At 66.7% G+C, this 14,135-nt stretch carries 10 protein-coding genes; 3 read left to right on the top strand and 7 right to left on the bottom strand.

Features of this window, described 5'->3' with window-relative positions; translation table 11 throughout:
- Positions 1-95 precede the first annotated feature (95 nt).
- Genes R1H25_RS01360 through R1H25_RS01340 form a run of 5 tightly spaced genes read right to left on the bottom strand, consistent with a single transcriptional unit; the run spans position 96 to position 5,743 of the window.
- Positions 96-1,163: a heparan-alpha-glucosaminide N-acetyltransferase domain-containing protein gene (locus R1H25_RS01360; protein WP_317222399.1), complete on the bottom strand. Its 1,068-nt coding sequence runs from the start codon at positions 1,161-1,163 to the stop codon at positions 96-98.
- Complete coding sequence (nagA, locus tag R1H25_RS01355; protein WP_057499309.1) at positions 1,163-2,311, bottom strand: N-acetylglucosamine-6-phosphate deacetylase; 1,149 nt, start codon at positions 2,309-2,311, stop codon at positions 1,163-1,165. The genes R1H25_RS01360 and nagA overlap by 1 nt, the downstream gene beginning before the upstream one ends.
- On the bottom strand, positions 2,311-3,339 hold the full coding sequence (locus R1H25_RS01350) for an SIS domain-containing protein (RefSeq protein WP_317222398.1): 1,029 nt from the start codon (positions 3,337-3,339) through the stop codon (positions 2,311-2,313). Before R1H25_RS01350 ends, nagA begins: the two co-directional genes overlap by 1 nt.
- 7 nt (positions 3,340-3,346) lie before the next feature.
- Positions 3,347-4,414: a LacI family DNA-binding transcriptional regulator gene (locus R1H25_RS01345; protein WP_005411045.1), complete on the bottom strand. Its 1,068-nt coding sequence runs from the start codon at positions 4,412-4,414 to the stop codon at positions 3,347-3,349.
- Between the two features lie 39 nt (positions 4,415-4,453).
- Positions 4,454-5,743: a sugar MFS transporter gene (locus R1H25_RS01340; RefSeq protein ID WP_049434251.1), complete on the bottom strand. Its 1,290-nt coding sequence runs from the start codon at positions 5,741-5,743 to the stop codon at positions 4,454-4,456.
- Positions 5,744-6,118: 375 nt separating this feature from the next.
- Between R1H25_RS01340 and R1H25_RS01335 the strand changes: the two genes are divergently transcribed.
- The 3 genes from R1H25_RS01335 to R1H25_RS01325 all read left to right on the top strand — a co-directional run bounded on the left by R1H25_RS01335 (position 6,119) and on the right by R1H25_RS01325 (position 12,415).
- Positions 6,119-7,138 (top strand): glucokinase family protein, encoded by a 1,020-nt coding sequence (locus tag R1H25_RS01335; RefSeq protein ID WP_317222397.1) that lies wholly within the window; start codon positions 6,119-6,121, stop codon positions 7,136-7,138.
- 144 nt (positions 7,139-7,282) lie between these two features.
- Positions 7,283-9,946 (top strand): TonB-dependent receptor, encoded by a 2,664-nt coding sequence (locus R1H25_RS01330; protein ID WP_317222396.1) that lies wholly within the window; start codon positions 7,283-7,285, stop codon positions 9,944-9,946.
- Between the two features lie 111 nt (positions 9,947-10,057).
- Complete coding sequence (locus tag R1H25_RS01325; protein ID WP_317222395.1) at positions 10,058-12,415, top strand: family 20 glycosylhydrolase; 2,358 nt, start codon at positions 10,058-10,060, stop codon at positions 12,413-12,415.
- A gap of 117 nt (positions 12,416-12,532) precedes the next feature.
- On the opposite strand, the gene R1H25_RS01320 is transcribed toward R1H25_RS01325, so the two are convergent.
- Both R1H25_RS01320 and R1H25_RS01315 read right to left on the bottom strand, forming a co-directional pair.
- Entirely contained in the window at positions 12,533-12,925 is a 393-nt protein-coding gene (locus tag R1H25_RS01320; protein ID WP_049447818.1) for a VanZ family protein, read from the bottom strand.
- The gene (locus R1H25_RS01315; RefSeq protein WP_049447819.1) at positions 12,922-14,106 is read right to left on the bottom strand and encodes a class I SAM-dependent methyltransferase; all 1,185 of its coding nucleotides are present in this window, start codon (positions 14,104-14,106) and stop codon (positions 12,922-12,924) included. Before R1H25_RS01315 ends, R1H25_RS01320 begins: the two co-directional genes overlap by 4 nt.
- Positions 14,107-14,135 lie beyond the last annotated feature (29 nt).

Genomic DNA, 14,135 nt, shown 5'->3' with positions numbered 1-14,135 from the left:
CGGCTGTCACGCGCCGCGCGGGGAGCATCCACGCATGGTGCGGATCTACTGCCCCTCATGGTGGATCCACCCACGCCATGCGTGGATGAGCGCCATCAGATCTTCAGATAGATCTTCCGCCGGTCCAGCCACCACGCCACGCCCCACCAAAGCGCGACGAACGCCAGCGCCTGCAGCATCGATGCCAGCTCGAGCGCCTGCGGCATGACGGCGGCCAGCTGCTGCCAGATCCAGCCCCAGGCACCAGTCGCCATCAAGGCCACCGACATCACCGATGCCCCCAGATACGCAGTGATCGCGTTGACGCCGAAGCGACGGCCCAGCGCCGGCCAGCCCTTCTGGTCGATCAGCACATGGCCCAGCCACAGCGCCAGCGCCGCCAGACCGCCGGTCCACAGCACGTAGCTGGGCGTCCACAACTGCTTGTTCAACGGCAGCACCACGGCCAGCAACAGACCCAGCACGGCGGTCACTGTACCCAGCCCTGCCAGCGCCGCAGTACGTCCGCTGCGCAGCAGGCCTCCGGCCAACAGACCGAGCACGGTACTGGCCAGCGCACCCAGCGTGCTCAGCAAGCCTTCCGGGTCGTGGCCCAGCCCGGTATCGGCGTGCCATTGATAGATCCACGGGGCGAACAGCGTGGTATCCAGGCGGCTGGCCGGGTTGGTCCATGGCGCCAGATCACCGATGCCCAGCAGCAGCGCGGTATAGCCCACCAGCAACGTGACCAGCGCACCGGCCTGCACGCGCGGCCGCGCATACACCGCCAGCACACCCACCAGCGCAGCACACACGGCGATCCGTTGCAGCACGCCCCAGATGCGGAAGTGATGGGTATGCAGCGCCCACCAGATCAGCAGGTGCAGCAGCGCACCGGCCAGCAGGATGCGCAATGCGCGCTCCAGCACGCCGCGCGCCAATGCCGGCCGTGCCGCCGCATCCCGCGCGCGCGGTGCCACGCTGAAGGCCATCGACACGCCGACCAGGAACAGGAAGAACGGGAACACCAGATCGGTCGGCGTGCAGCCATGCCATTCCGAATGACGCAGCGGTGCGAACACCGCACTCCAGTCGCCCGGGTTGTTGACCAGCAGCATCGCCGCCACGGTGATGCCGCGCAGGGCATCGATCGAGCCCAGACGGCGTGGCTGCGTATTGCTCATCAGGCGGCCTCGTACTGTCCGGCAATCCAGGTGCCACGCACCTGCAGGGCATCATCCAGCAGCACCAGGTCGGCCTGGTAACCCTCGGCGATATGGCCCAGGCGGTCGTCGACATTGAGGAACTGTGCCGGATAGGTCGAGGCCATCCGCGCCGCTTCGGCCAGCGGCTGGCCGAGCAGCTGCACGGTGTTGCGCACGGCGGTGGCCATGTCCAGCGCCGAACCAGCCAGCGAACCGGCGGCATTGCGCACCACACCATCGATGGCGGTGATGGTTTCGCCATACAGCACGTAGCTGGGGTCGTCGGCGCCGACCGGTGGCATCGCGTCGGTCACCAGCAGCAGGCGACCGCGCGGCTTGGCCGCCAGCGCCACGCGCAGGCTGGCCGGGTGCACATGCACGCCATCGACGATGATGCCGATCCAGCTGTCGCGGTCTTCCAACGCAGCGCCTACCGCGCCGGGCTCACGGCCCTGCAGCGGCGACATCGCGTTGTACAGGTGGGTGAAGCCGCGTACGCCGGCATCCAGACCGGCGCGGATCTCCTCGTAGGTGCCTGCAGTGTGGCCAGCGGCAACGATCACGCCACGCTCGACCAGCGCGCGGATGGTTTCCAGCGGCACGCGTTCCGGTGCCAGTGTCAGCAGGGTCACGCCGTTGTCCAGCGACGCGGCCAGCGCAATCTCCGCTTCGTCCGGCACGCGGAACTTGCTGGCATCGTGCGTGCCCTTGCGTGCCGGCGCGATGTACGGCCCCTCCAGATGGATGCCGATCACGCCCGGCACGCCCTGCGCGATCGCCTCGCGCATTGCGGCGATCGCTTCGCGCATCACGCCCACATCGTCGCTGATCAGCGTTGGCAGCATCGCGGTGGTGCCGAAGCGCCGGTGTGCCTGCGCGATGGTACGCAGTGCCGCCACGTCCGGCGTGTTGTTGAACAGCGCACCGCCGCCGCCATTGACCTGCACATCGATGAAGCCGGGCAGCAGCCAGCCGCCGCCCAGGTCCACCTGCTCGGCGGCGTGGCCGAGCTGCGGCGCTGCATCGGGCAGCAGCGCGCTGATACGACCCTCCTCGATCACCACTGCCAGATCATCGCGGAATTCGTCGCCGGCGAGGATGCGGGCGTTGCGCAGGACCGTTGCCATCACACCGTCTCCGTAACCTTGTTCAGGTGCGGTGGCAGATCCGGGTTGAAGCCACGACGCAGCGCCAGCGCGTTGATCGCGCGGTAGAAACTCTGCACGGTCAGCAGCGGTGCGCACAGCGGGTGCGGCGCGGCGGCAACCGGCAGGTTGCCACCAGCACCGGCCATCCACACCTGCGCGCCACGCGAAGTAAATTCTTCGACCACCGCACGGGTGCCGGCGCCGGTCTCGTCCGGCTGGGCAAAGGCCAGCACCGGGAAACCGCGGCCAACCAGCGCCATCGGGCCATGCTTGACCTCGGCCGAGCTGTAGGCCTCGGCGTGCAGGCTGCAGGTTTCCTTGAATTTCAGCGCCGCTTCCTGCGCTGCGCCCAGGCCCAGACCGCGGCCGAGCACGAACAGGTTGGTCGCCTCGACCAGACCCTCGGTCACCGGCGTCCAGTCGCACTGCCAGGCCTCACGCATCGCATCCGGCAGCAGGTCCAGCGCGGCGCGCAGGCTGCTGTCCTGCTTCCAGTACGCGGCCAGCTGCAGCAGTGCGGCCAGCGACGCCAGGTAACTCTTGGTCGCCGCCACGCTCTTTTCGGCACCGGCATGCAGCGGAATCACTGTATCGGCCAGCTGCGCCAGCGGCGAATCCTCGACGTTGACCAGCGCGATCACGCGCGCACCGGCTGCTTTGGCAGCTTCCGCGTTGCGCAGCAGGTCCGGGCTCTTGCCCGACTGCGAAATGACGATGAACAGGGCACCGCGAAGCTGCAGCGGTGCGGCATAGACCGACCCCACCGACGGCGAGGCGGAGGCGACCACCAGGCCCAGCTGGGTCTCCAGCAGGTACTTGCCATAGGTGGCGGCATGGTCGGAGCTGCCACGTGCACAGGTGACCACGAACGGCGGCGGCGAGGCGCGCAGGCTGGCGGCCAGGGTTTCCATGGTGGCGTGGTTGCGCGAGAACTGGCGCGCGACCACGTCGGCCGCTTCAGCGGCCTCGGCGAACATCAGGGTGGACGTGGGGTCTGACAGCGACATGGCAGGCTCAGGCAGGATCGGAAGGAAGGGGGCGTGCGCCGGCCGGGCGCATCGGCGCGGTCGAGCCGCGCACCACCAGCTGCGGCACAAAGCCCTGGTTATGCAGCGGTGCCGGCGCATCGTCATAGGCGTCGCTGCGCAGCTGCGCGATCAGCAGGCGCGCGGCATGGCGGGCGATGTCTTCGGTGGCTTGCTTGGCGGTGGTCAGCGGCGGCCACGACTGACGCGAGAACGGGCTGTCCTCGAAACCGGCGATGGACAGGTCGTAGGGCACGTTCATGCCGGCCGACTTCGCTGCTGCCAGTACACCAGCGGCGATTTCGTCGTTGGAACCGAAGATGGCAGTGGGCGGTTCGCGCAGCGCCAGCAGGCGGCGCGCGCCGCGGAAACCGTCGTCGAAGGTGTAGTCGCCCTGCACCACCAGGTGCTTGTCCACGGTCATGCCGTAGTCCTTCAGCGCGGCTTCGTAACCGGCATAGCGTTCGCCCGAGGAGCGGTGCGAGCTGCCGCCCCAGAGGAAGCCGATGCGCTGGTGGCCCAGCTGGATCAGATGCTCGGTGATCTCGTAGGCGGCCTCGCGGTCGTCGACGAACACGCAGGCACCGTCGGCCGGGTCTTCGGTGGCGGCAATGATGCGCACCAGCTTGATGCCGCGTGCGGTGAGCGCCTGGATCAGGTCGCGGCGCTCGGACATCGGCGCGGTCAGCACCAGCCCGGCCAGGCGCGAACGCTGCACCCAATCGGCCAGTTCATCGGCCAGCAGCGGCGAGCTGGAATCGCAGGGATGGATCTGCAGCCCGAACCCGGTCTCGCGGCAGGCGGCGAGCACGCCGTTCTGCACGCCGATGATGTGGTACGGGTTCGGGTTGTCGTAGACCAGCCCGATCACGAAGGTGGTGCCGCTGCGCAGGTTGCGCGCGGACGGATCGGGTTCGTAGTCGAGCTCGGCGATGGCACGCAGCACCCGCGCGCGGGTGGCCTGCATCACCGAGGGCTCGTTGTTGATCACGCGCGAGACCGTCTTCAGCGAGACCTTGGCTTTCTCCGCAACGTCCTTGATGGTCGCTCTGCGCATGGGTTTTCCCTGGGGTTGGCTGCCGTCCATCATCGCCGATCAGGCCTTGTCCTGCGGCAGGCCAGCGCGATGCCCGATCACCGAGTAGAACAGGATGTACAGGTAGCACGGCACCATCAGCAGCACGAACACCAGCTGGAAGTCGATGTGCTGCTTGAGCACGGCGAACAGCTGCGGAATGATCGCGCCACCGGCAATGCCCATCACCAGCAGTGCCGAGCCGGTCTCGGTGAAGCGGCCCAGGCCGCGGATCGCCAGCGGGAAGATCGCCGGCCACATCATGGCATTGGCGAAGCCCAGCAGGGCCACGAAGGCCACCGATACGTAGCCGTGGGTGGCCCAGGCACCCAGGCAGAACACCACGCCCAGCACCGCCGAAATGGTCAGGTAGCGCGACTGCGAAACCACCTTGGGGATCAGCAGCAGGCCGACCACATAGCCGACCAGCATCGCGCCGAGGGTGAGCGAGGTGAACATCTTGGTCTGGTCCAGCGGCAGGTCGAAACCATGGCCGTAGGTACCGATCGCATCACCGGCCATCACCTCCACGCCCACGTAGACGAACAGGCACAACACGCCCAGCCACAGGTGCGGGAACTGGAAGATGCTGCGCCGTTCGGCGGCACCGGCCGCAACCGGCGTGGCGTTGGCTTCGGACGACTTGATTTCCGGCAGCGGCGAGAACAGCACGGCCACCGCCAGCAGCACCAGCAGGCCCGCCATGGCCAGGTACGGTGCATGGATCTTGGCGGCGAATTCGTTGAGCAGCTGCGCCTTGGTCGCTTCATCGGCAGCGGCTACCGTGGCCGACAGATCACCGATGCCATGCAGCACCACGGTACCGATCAGCACCGGGGCGAGCATGCCGGCGATCTTGTTGCAGATGCCCATCAGCGCGATGCGGCGTGCCGCCGTCTCGATCGGGCCGAGGATGGAAATGTAGGGGTTGATCGCGGTCTGCAGCAGGGCCAGGCCGCTGCCGATCACGAACAGGCCGCCGAGCGCGCCCGGGTACCAGCGCTGGGTGGCGAATTCGCCGAACAACGCGGCACCACCGGCCATCACCAGCAGGCTCAGGCTCAGGCCCTTCTTCATGCCGGTGCGGCGCAGGATCCACGACGCCGGCAGGGCCAGGAAGAAGTAGGACAGGTAGAACACCATCAGCACCAGGAAGGCGCCGACCTCGCTGAGTTCGAAGGCCAACTTGACGAAGGTGATCAGTGGGCCGTTGAGCCAGGTGAAGAAGCCGATCAGGAAGAACAACACGCCAACGATGGCGATGGAGGTGGCCACGTTCGGGCGCGCGCTTGCAGCGGGGACGGCGGACATCAGGAGGGCTCCTGCGGCGACGGCCGCAGAACGCGGCGTCGGAGAGTGGCTGGGAACAACGTTGTCACATTCTTTCGATGGACAGCTGCGGTTTGTCAACTTCCATGCGCAGCCCTGTGAACCTCGTGCTGCACTGCGCAACCTGATCACAGCGCGTTTTGCTGAATGCGCTTGAGCCCTTGAGCCCCGTGCAGCAAAGGTTCCCGCGTGAAACCCATGCTCACGCCGTGTAAACGTTTACTGCATCCCGCATTCGTTGCGGCGCAGCAACGAAAGTGTCACGAACTCGTTGACATCGTTGTCAGCGGGGTTACAGACTCCGCCCAATCGCCGCCCCCTTTCCCGGGTCCGGCCCCACCTGCAGCAGGAGCCCGCGTGACCGCCAGCCACCCCGCCCCGGCCCATGTCCTGTCCCGAATCGCGCCCTCGTTCCTGGCCGCCGACGTCGGTGGCACCCATGTGCGTGTGGCCCGGGTCCAGGCCAGCGGTGATGCCGCCCACCCGGTGCAGGTGCTGGAGTACCGCAAGTACCGCAACGCCGACCACGGCGGCCTCAGCGCGATCCTGTCCGACTTCCTGGGTGAAGGCCCGCGGCCCACGCATTGCGTGGTCGCCAGCGCTGGCTACGCCCGCGAGGACGGCACGGTAATCACCGCCAACCTGCCGTGGCCGCTGTCGGCGCGCCAGGTGGAAGCCGACGTCGGCCTGCAGCGGGTCTACATCGTCAACGACTTCGAAGCGGTGGCCTATGCCGCCGCGCAGGTGGACGCCAGCGGCGTGCTGCACCTGTGCGGGCCGGACACCGCCGCACGTGGCCCGACCCTGGTGGTCGGCCCCGGCACCGGCCTCGGTGCGGCACTGTGGATTCCCACTGCGCACGGCCCGGTGGTGCTTCCCACCGAAGCCGGCCAGCCGACCCTGGCCGCCAGCACGGAACTTGAAATGGCCATCGTCCGCCACATGCAGCGCGACCGCGCCCATGTGTCGATCGAACATGCGATCTCCGGCCCGGGCCTGATGAACCTCTACCGCGCGGTGTGCGCGCTGCAGGGGCAGGCACCGACGTTGGCCAGTCCCGATGCGGTCACTGCCGCCGCCATGGCCGATACCGATGCGCACGCGCGCCAGGCGCTGGATGTGTTCTGCGGCCTGCTCGGCAGCACCATCGGCGACATGGCCCTGTTCTACGGTGCCCACGGTGGCGTCTACCTGGCCGGCGGCATCCTGCCGCAGATCCGCGAATACCTGCATGCCAGTACCTTCGTCGAACGCTACCTGCAGAAGGGGCCGATGGGCGAAGCGCTGGCACGCATACCGGTGAAGGTCGTCGAACACGGCCAGTTGGGCGTGGTCGGCGCTGCCAGCTGGTACCTGCAGCAGCAGTCCGCCGCCTGACACCGCAACAGGCTTCAACGCAATCGCAGCACGCAGTACGTGGCACGCCAACGCACGGGACTTCGCCGCCGCCCCGCGCATGTCATCGCAACCCGTAATCGAACACCGCCGCCGGCATCCAATCGAGTGATGAGGAGAGACATCATGAATACCCGCAAGACCCTGCTTTCGGCCGCCATCGTCAGCTGCATCGCCTTCAGTGCACACGCGCAGCATGCCGCCCAGACCGCCACCGATCTGGACACCGTGACTGTCACGGGCATCCGTGGTTCGATGGAAAAGTCGCTGGACACCAAGCGCGAAGCCAATGCGCGCGTGGAAGTGGTCACCGCCGAAGACGTGGGCAAGCTGCCGGCGCACAACGTCGCCGACACCCTGCAGCGCCTGCCGGGCGTCAACATCAGCTCGTCCAGCGCCGACGAAGGTGGCTTCGATGAAGCCGACCGTGTCAGCCTGCGCGGCACCAGCCCGAGCCTGACCCAGACCCTGATCAACGGCCACACCGTCGGCTCGGCCGACTGGTTCGTGCTCAGCCAGGGCAACAATGTCGGCCGCAGCGTCAGCTACTCGCTGCTGCCGTCGGAACTGGTCAGCTCGGTGGAAGTGAACAAGTCCTCGCAGGCCAAGCTGCAGGACGGCGGCACCACCGGTACCGTCAACATCATCACCCGCAAGCCGCTGGAGTTCTCCAAGCAGTTCACCGCTGAAGGCTCGATCGGCATGGTGCGTTCGGACCAGGCCAAGTCGAACGACCCGCAGTATTCGGCACTGTTCAACTACAAGAACGACGAAGGTACCTTCGGCGTGATGGTGCAGGGCTTCAGCCAGAAACGCGAGCTGCGCCGTGAAGCGCAGGAAATCCCGGGCGGCTTCTTCAAGATCGGCGCAGGCGATCCGGTCGCCAAGACCAATCCGGACCTGGTCGGCGTCAACGTTCCGGGCCTGCTGGGTTCGACCCTGTTCGAACAGACCCGCGAGCGCAAGGGCGGCCTGGTCTCGCTGCAGTTCAAGCCAAGCGACAACCTCACCCTCGGTCTGAACGGTTTCAGCTCCGAACTGAAGGCGAACAACTACAACCGCAACTTCATGATGTTCGGCAACAGCTTCGCCAAGTCGCAGGCGCCGGATCCGGGCTATGTGGTCAAGGACGGCGTGCTGACCAACGCCACCTACAAGGGCGTGCCGGGCACCGACTATGCGGTGTACGACATGATCTACCGCGAGTCGAAGGCCAAGTCGAGCTATGTCACCTTCGATGCCGACTGGCAGATCAACGACAGCCTGACCGCCAAGTTCCAGGCCGGCAGCACCAAGGGCACCGGCGAGACGCCGCGCCAGTACATCGCCGAGGTCACCCTGGCCAACGGCGGCGGCGCCAGCTGGGCCACCCACGGCAATGGCTCGCCGATCGACTGGAATGTCGGCGGCGACATCTCGCCCAATGGCGTGACCAGCTTCGGCACCTGGGGCAACCAGCAGGTCACCGCCGAAGACAAGGAGAAGTGGGCCACGCTCGACTTCAACCAGTACTTCAATGATGGCGGCGTGCTGAGCTCGATCGACTTCGGCCTGCGTTTCGCCGACCACAAGCGCGAAGCGCTGTCGCCGGAAGGTGCAACCCCGGGTGACATCTGGAGCGCGCTGAAGAACGGTGCGACGGCCAACTACCCCAGCGGCTTTGCCGGTGACATCGGCGGCACCTTCCCGCGCAACCTCTGGTACTTCACCCCGGGCGCGCTGAAGGACGCGGTGACGAACAACTCCACCTGGCTGGCCGGCAATGATGGCCCGACCGGTCGCCACAACTATGGCGCCGAGTGGAAGGTGAAGGAAAAGAACTTCGCCGGCTACGTGCAGGCCAACTTCCGCGGCGACTGGTGGAGCGGTAACGTCGGCCTGCGCTACGTCAACATCAAGCAGGACATCGACACCTACAACGCGGTCAGCAAGGCCGCCGATGCCGATGTCAGCAGCCTGTTCGGCATGTGGGAGCGCCTGGCCTTCCAGAACAAGCGCAACCGTGTGCTGCCCAGCGCCAACATCAAGTTCGACCTGGACGACTCGCTGGTGCTGCGCGTCGCCGCCTCGCAGACCCAGACCCTGCCGGACTACTCGGCACTGGGCGCTTCCTCGTACGGCTCGGATCTGAACCGCACCGGCGGCGGCGGCAATCCGAACCTCAAGCCGACCCTGTCGACCAATCTGGATGCCAACCTGGAGTGGTACTTCATGCCGCGCGGCCTGCTGTCGGTGGGCGCGTACCACATGAACCTGAAGGACTACATCGCCTTCGACGTGGTCTCGCGCCAGCTGTACAGCGAACTGACCAACCAGCTTGAGACCTACCAGATCTCCACCCCGATCAATGCCGACGGCAAGGTCACCGGCGTGGAAGTGGCCTACGAGCAGCCGATCGGCGAGTACTTCGGCATCAATGCCAACTACACCTATGCCAACGGCACCACCTCGCACACCTGGTCGGATGGCTCGCACAACCTGCTGGGCACCTCGAAGAACACCTACAACGTGGGTGCCTACTTCGAGAACGAGCGCTTTGGTGCCCGCGTCAGCTATACCCGCCGCTCCTCGTTCCTGATCAGCCTGTCGGGCACCAACCCGTACTACCAGGATGACTTCGGCACGCTGTCGGCATCGCTGAGCTACAAGGCCACCGACTGGCTGAGCATCAGCCTGGATGGCCTGAACCTCAACAACCCGACCTACAAGTACTACCAGACCGCGGCCATCCCGACCTCGTTCTACAGCAACGGTCGCCAGTACTACCTCAACTTCCGCTTCAAGTACTGATCCAGCGGCGGCAACATCGCCGAGTCGTGCACGCACGCCGGGCCTGGGTCATTCCGGGCCCGGCGTTTTTCATGTATAGCGTTCATCGCACCGTTCCAAGGAGTCGTCCCGATGGTCAAGCCTTCCCGCGCCCGGATGCGCAGCGCAGTGCTGCTGGGCAGCCTGCTCGCCCTGTTGCCGGCCCTGCCGGCACTCGCTGCCGATCCCACGCCGGCCGCTGAAGCACCCGGTCCGCAACTGCGCGCCGGCAGCCTGATGCTGATTCCCGCCCCGGCTACCGTGCAGCCCGGCCAGGGCAGCGGCATCACCGTGCGCGCCGATACCGTGCTGCACGCCGAAGGCGAGGCCGCACAGCGGGTCGCCACCCAGTTCGGCGATCTGTTGGCCCGCAGCGGCGGACCGCACCTTGCACTGGCCAAGGGCAAGATCGCCGCCCACAGTGGCGGCATCCGTTTCCAGATCGTGCCGACCTTCCGCGACAGTGGTGAGGGCTACACGCTGGAAAGCACCGCGCAGGGCGTGCTGGTGCAGGCCGGCAACGAGACCGGCCTGTTCTATGGCGCAACCACCCTCGCCCAGCTGGCCACCGGCGGCAGCAACGGCGTGCTGCCGGCGGTGCAGATCCAGGATGCGCCGCGCTTCAGCTGGCGCGGTTTCATGCTCGATTCCGCACGTCACTTCCAGAGCCTGGACGAGATCAAGCGCGTGCTCGACGCGATGGCCGCGCACAAGCTCAACACCTTCCATTGGCACCTGACCGACGACCAGGGCTGGCGCATGGAGATCAAGCGCTACCCGAAGCTGACCGAGGTCGGCAGCTGCCGCCTGCCAGCCGGTGACGGTGGCACCGATCCGGTCAGCGGCCAGGAACATCCGTACTGTGGCTTCTATACGCAGGATCAGATCCGCGAAGTCATCGCCTATGCGGCCAAGCTGCATATCCAGGTCATTCCGGAAATCGACGTACCCGGCCATGCCACCGCTGCGATCGCCGCTTACCCGGAACTGGGCTCGGTCAACACCCCGCTGAAGCCGATCAGCGAATGGGGTGTGTTCCCGAACCTGTTCAACGTGGAAGACAGCACTGTCACCTTCCTCGAGAACGTGCTGGAAGAAGTGATCGCGCTGTTCCCGGCGAAGTACGTGCACGTCGGTGGCGACGAGGCAGTGAAAGACCAGTGGAAAGCCTCCAGGCAGGTGCAGCAGCGCATGCGTGCGCTGGGCATCAAGGATGAGATGGCCATGCAGAGCCACATCATCAAGCGACTGGAGACCTTCCTGGAGGAGCACGACCGGCGCCTGATCGGCTGGGATGAAATCCTTGAAGGCGGCCTGCCGCCGCAGGCCACGGTGATGTCGTGGCAGGGCACCGAAGGCGGCCTGGCCGCCGCCAGCGCCGGCCATGACGTGATCATGTCGCCGGTCGGTTACCTCTATCTGGATTACCTGCAGACGGCCTCGCCGAACGAGCCCCCGGGCCGCCCGACCCAGGTCAACCTCGGCAAGCTGTACAACTTTGAACCGGTTCCGGCCGAGCTGGCCGCCGACAAGCGCGGGCACATCCTCGGCCTGCAGGCCAACATGTTCACCGAGCACACGCGCAGCTATGCACGCCTGCAGCACAACCTGTTCCCGCGCCTGGCCGCCGTGGCCGAGACCGGCTGGAGCACGCCGGAACATCGCGATTTCCGCGATTTCCTCGCGCGCCTGCCCGCGCAGCTGCAACGCTACCGCGCCTGGGGCTTGGCCTACGCGCAGACCCCGTTCGAAGTGGGCGTGGACTACACCGATGATCGCGCGAAGAACACCGTGACCGTGTCGCTGGCCAATCCGCTGGGGTATGAGGTGCGCTACAGCACCGACGGCCAGCCGGTGACCGCGCAGTCGCCGTTGTACCAGCAGCCGCTGACCGCGACGCTGCCTGCTACGGTACAGGCGGGCGCGTTCTACCAGGGCCAGATGCTGGCGGCGAAGCCGACGGTGGCGGCGTTCAGCGCACAATCGCTGCTCAGCCGCCGCAGCGATGAACTGCTCAGCTGCGTGGGCAAGAAGGGGCTGGTGCTGCGCCTGGAAGACGATGGCCCGCGCGAGGGAACACGTGCGGTGTTCAACGTGGACATCTTCCAGCCGTGCTGGCGTTGGCCGCAGGCGCAGCTGGACGGTGTTGGCAGCGTGGAAGTGCGTGCCGGTCGCATTCCGTACTACTTCCAGCTGGCCCACGACGAACCCAAGCGTCGCTTCGAGAAGGCCAGGCGCGCGCACGGCGAGATGCAGGTGCGTCGCGGCGACTGCAGCGGCAAGGTGCTCGCCGAAGCAGCGCTGCCGGCCAAGCCCGATGCCGATGGCTTCGTCACGCTGCGTGCAGCACTACCGACGGGTACACAGGGCATCGCTGACCTGTGCATCAACTTCACCGGCGATACGCGCCCGGCGATGTGGGTGCTGGATGAGGTGACGCTGGGGAATTGACCCCAGGCCTGTCCTGGTGCAATCGATCCACGCATGGCGTGGATCTACTGTAGAGCCGAGCCCATGCTCGGCTTCCTCCCAAAGGCAGCCGAGCATGGGCTCGGCTCTACAGGAACCTTACCCGCGCCAGCGCAGCAGCAGATCGCGCAGCGGGGTCAGTGCGGTGGCCATGCCGGCAAGCACACCGATCGTGTTGGCGATGGCATCCATCGGGTCGGCAGTACGGTTGCTGGTCAACGCGCCCTGGGCGAACTCGATGCCGATGCCCATCAACACCAGTCCCACGCCCACCCACAGCAGCGGACGCCCGCGGCGGAACAGCTGCACCGCGCTGCCAGCCAGGATGAAGTAGGCGAGGAAGTGCTCGCCCTTGTCGCTGTTTTCCGGCAACGGAATCGGCGGCGGTGGAATCAGGCAGACCACGATCACCAGCAGTACCGCGGTCGCCCACAACGTGGCCCACAACCGCGGCCGCCGCAGCGGCTTGATCACCGGCAACACCTCGCTCACAGGCGCCAGCTCAGGTCACCCAGCTCGAAGGCCGGTTCGAAGTCGACACCACGCTGCAGGCCGATGGCCTGGAAGCGCTCGCCCATCTCCGTCGGCAGGGTCAGCTTCTTCACCTGGTCGCGCAGCTGGATGCGGCCGACCTCGTCGGTACGCTCCTCGGCCAGCAGCAGCACCTGGTCCAGGCCGTTACCGAGCAGGAAGCTGGCCTGGCTGCAGTAGCCGGCCAGCTCGAAACCGCCGTGCATGCCGGCCTCGGCCATCGCGGTGAAATCCACCGACGCGGTGATGTCCTGCAGGCCCGGCCAGCGGTGCACGTCGTTGTGCACGTGATGGCGGTAGAACGCACGCACGGTGCCATCGTCACGGTCGTGCTGGTAGAACTCGCTGCGGCTGTAACCGTAGTCGACGAACAGCATCGCGCCGCGCTGCAGGCCGCCCGCCACCGCCTGCAGCCAGTACGGCAGCTGCGGCAGCACCTCGGACCGGTAGCCCTCGGCGAAAGGCTTTTCCAGGTAGCGCTCGATATGGCGCACCGCACCGTTGAGCAGGATGTCGGCCGGCTGCGCGCCACGGATGAAATTGCCTTCGCCATCAAGCTCGACGGTTTCCTCGTAGACCTCGCCATCCCGGATCAGGAAGCGCGGGGTCGGCAGCGCGTCGATCACCTCGTTGGCGAACACCACGCCTTCCCAGTCCTCCTCGAACGGGCGGTCGACCCAGTCCACGCGCGCGGCCAGCTCGGCCGGCAGGTTCTGCTGCAGGCGCTGCTGCTGGCGCTCGCGCAGATCGGCACTGGGTTCGAGGATGGCGTAGCGCGACGGCAGCGCATCCAGCTCGGCCAGGCGCAGCAGCACCGCCTCGGCAAAGGCGCCGGTACCGCCGCCCAGTTCCAGCATGCGCGCCTGCGCACCCAGCTGGGCGAACACCGGTGCCAGCGCATTGGCTACGCTGCCGGCAAACAGGCTGCCGAGCTCGGGCGCGGTGGTGAAGTCACCGCTGCCACCGAACTTGCTCGCGCCGGCGCTGTAATAGCCCCAGCCGGGGGTGTACAGGCACAGCTCCATGAAGCGCGAGAACGGCATCGCCCCGCCCTGGGCAAGGATTTCGGCGCGCAGGGCGGCCGCCAGCTGGTCGCTGTGGGCCAGGGCATCGGCTTCGGGCAGGGGGAAGGTGGGCTGCATGGCGTCTTCGAATGCGGTGACAATGGTGC

It is taken from the genome of Stenotrophomonas veracruzanensis, assembly GCF_032911525.1.
GTDB lineage: Bacteria > Pseudomonadota > Gammaproteobacteria > Xanthomonadales > Xanthomonadaceae > Stenotrophomonas > Stenotrophomonas africana.
This window is presented reverse-complemented; position numbering and strand designations above follow the sequence as displayed.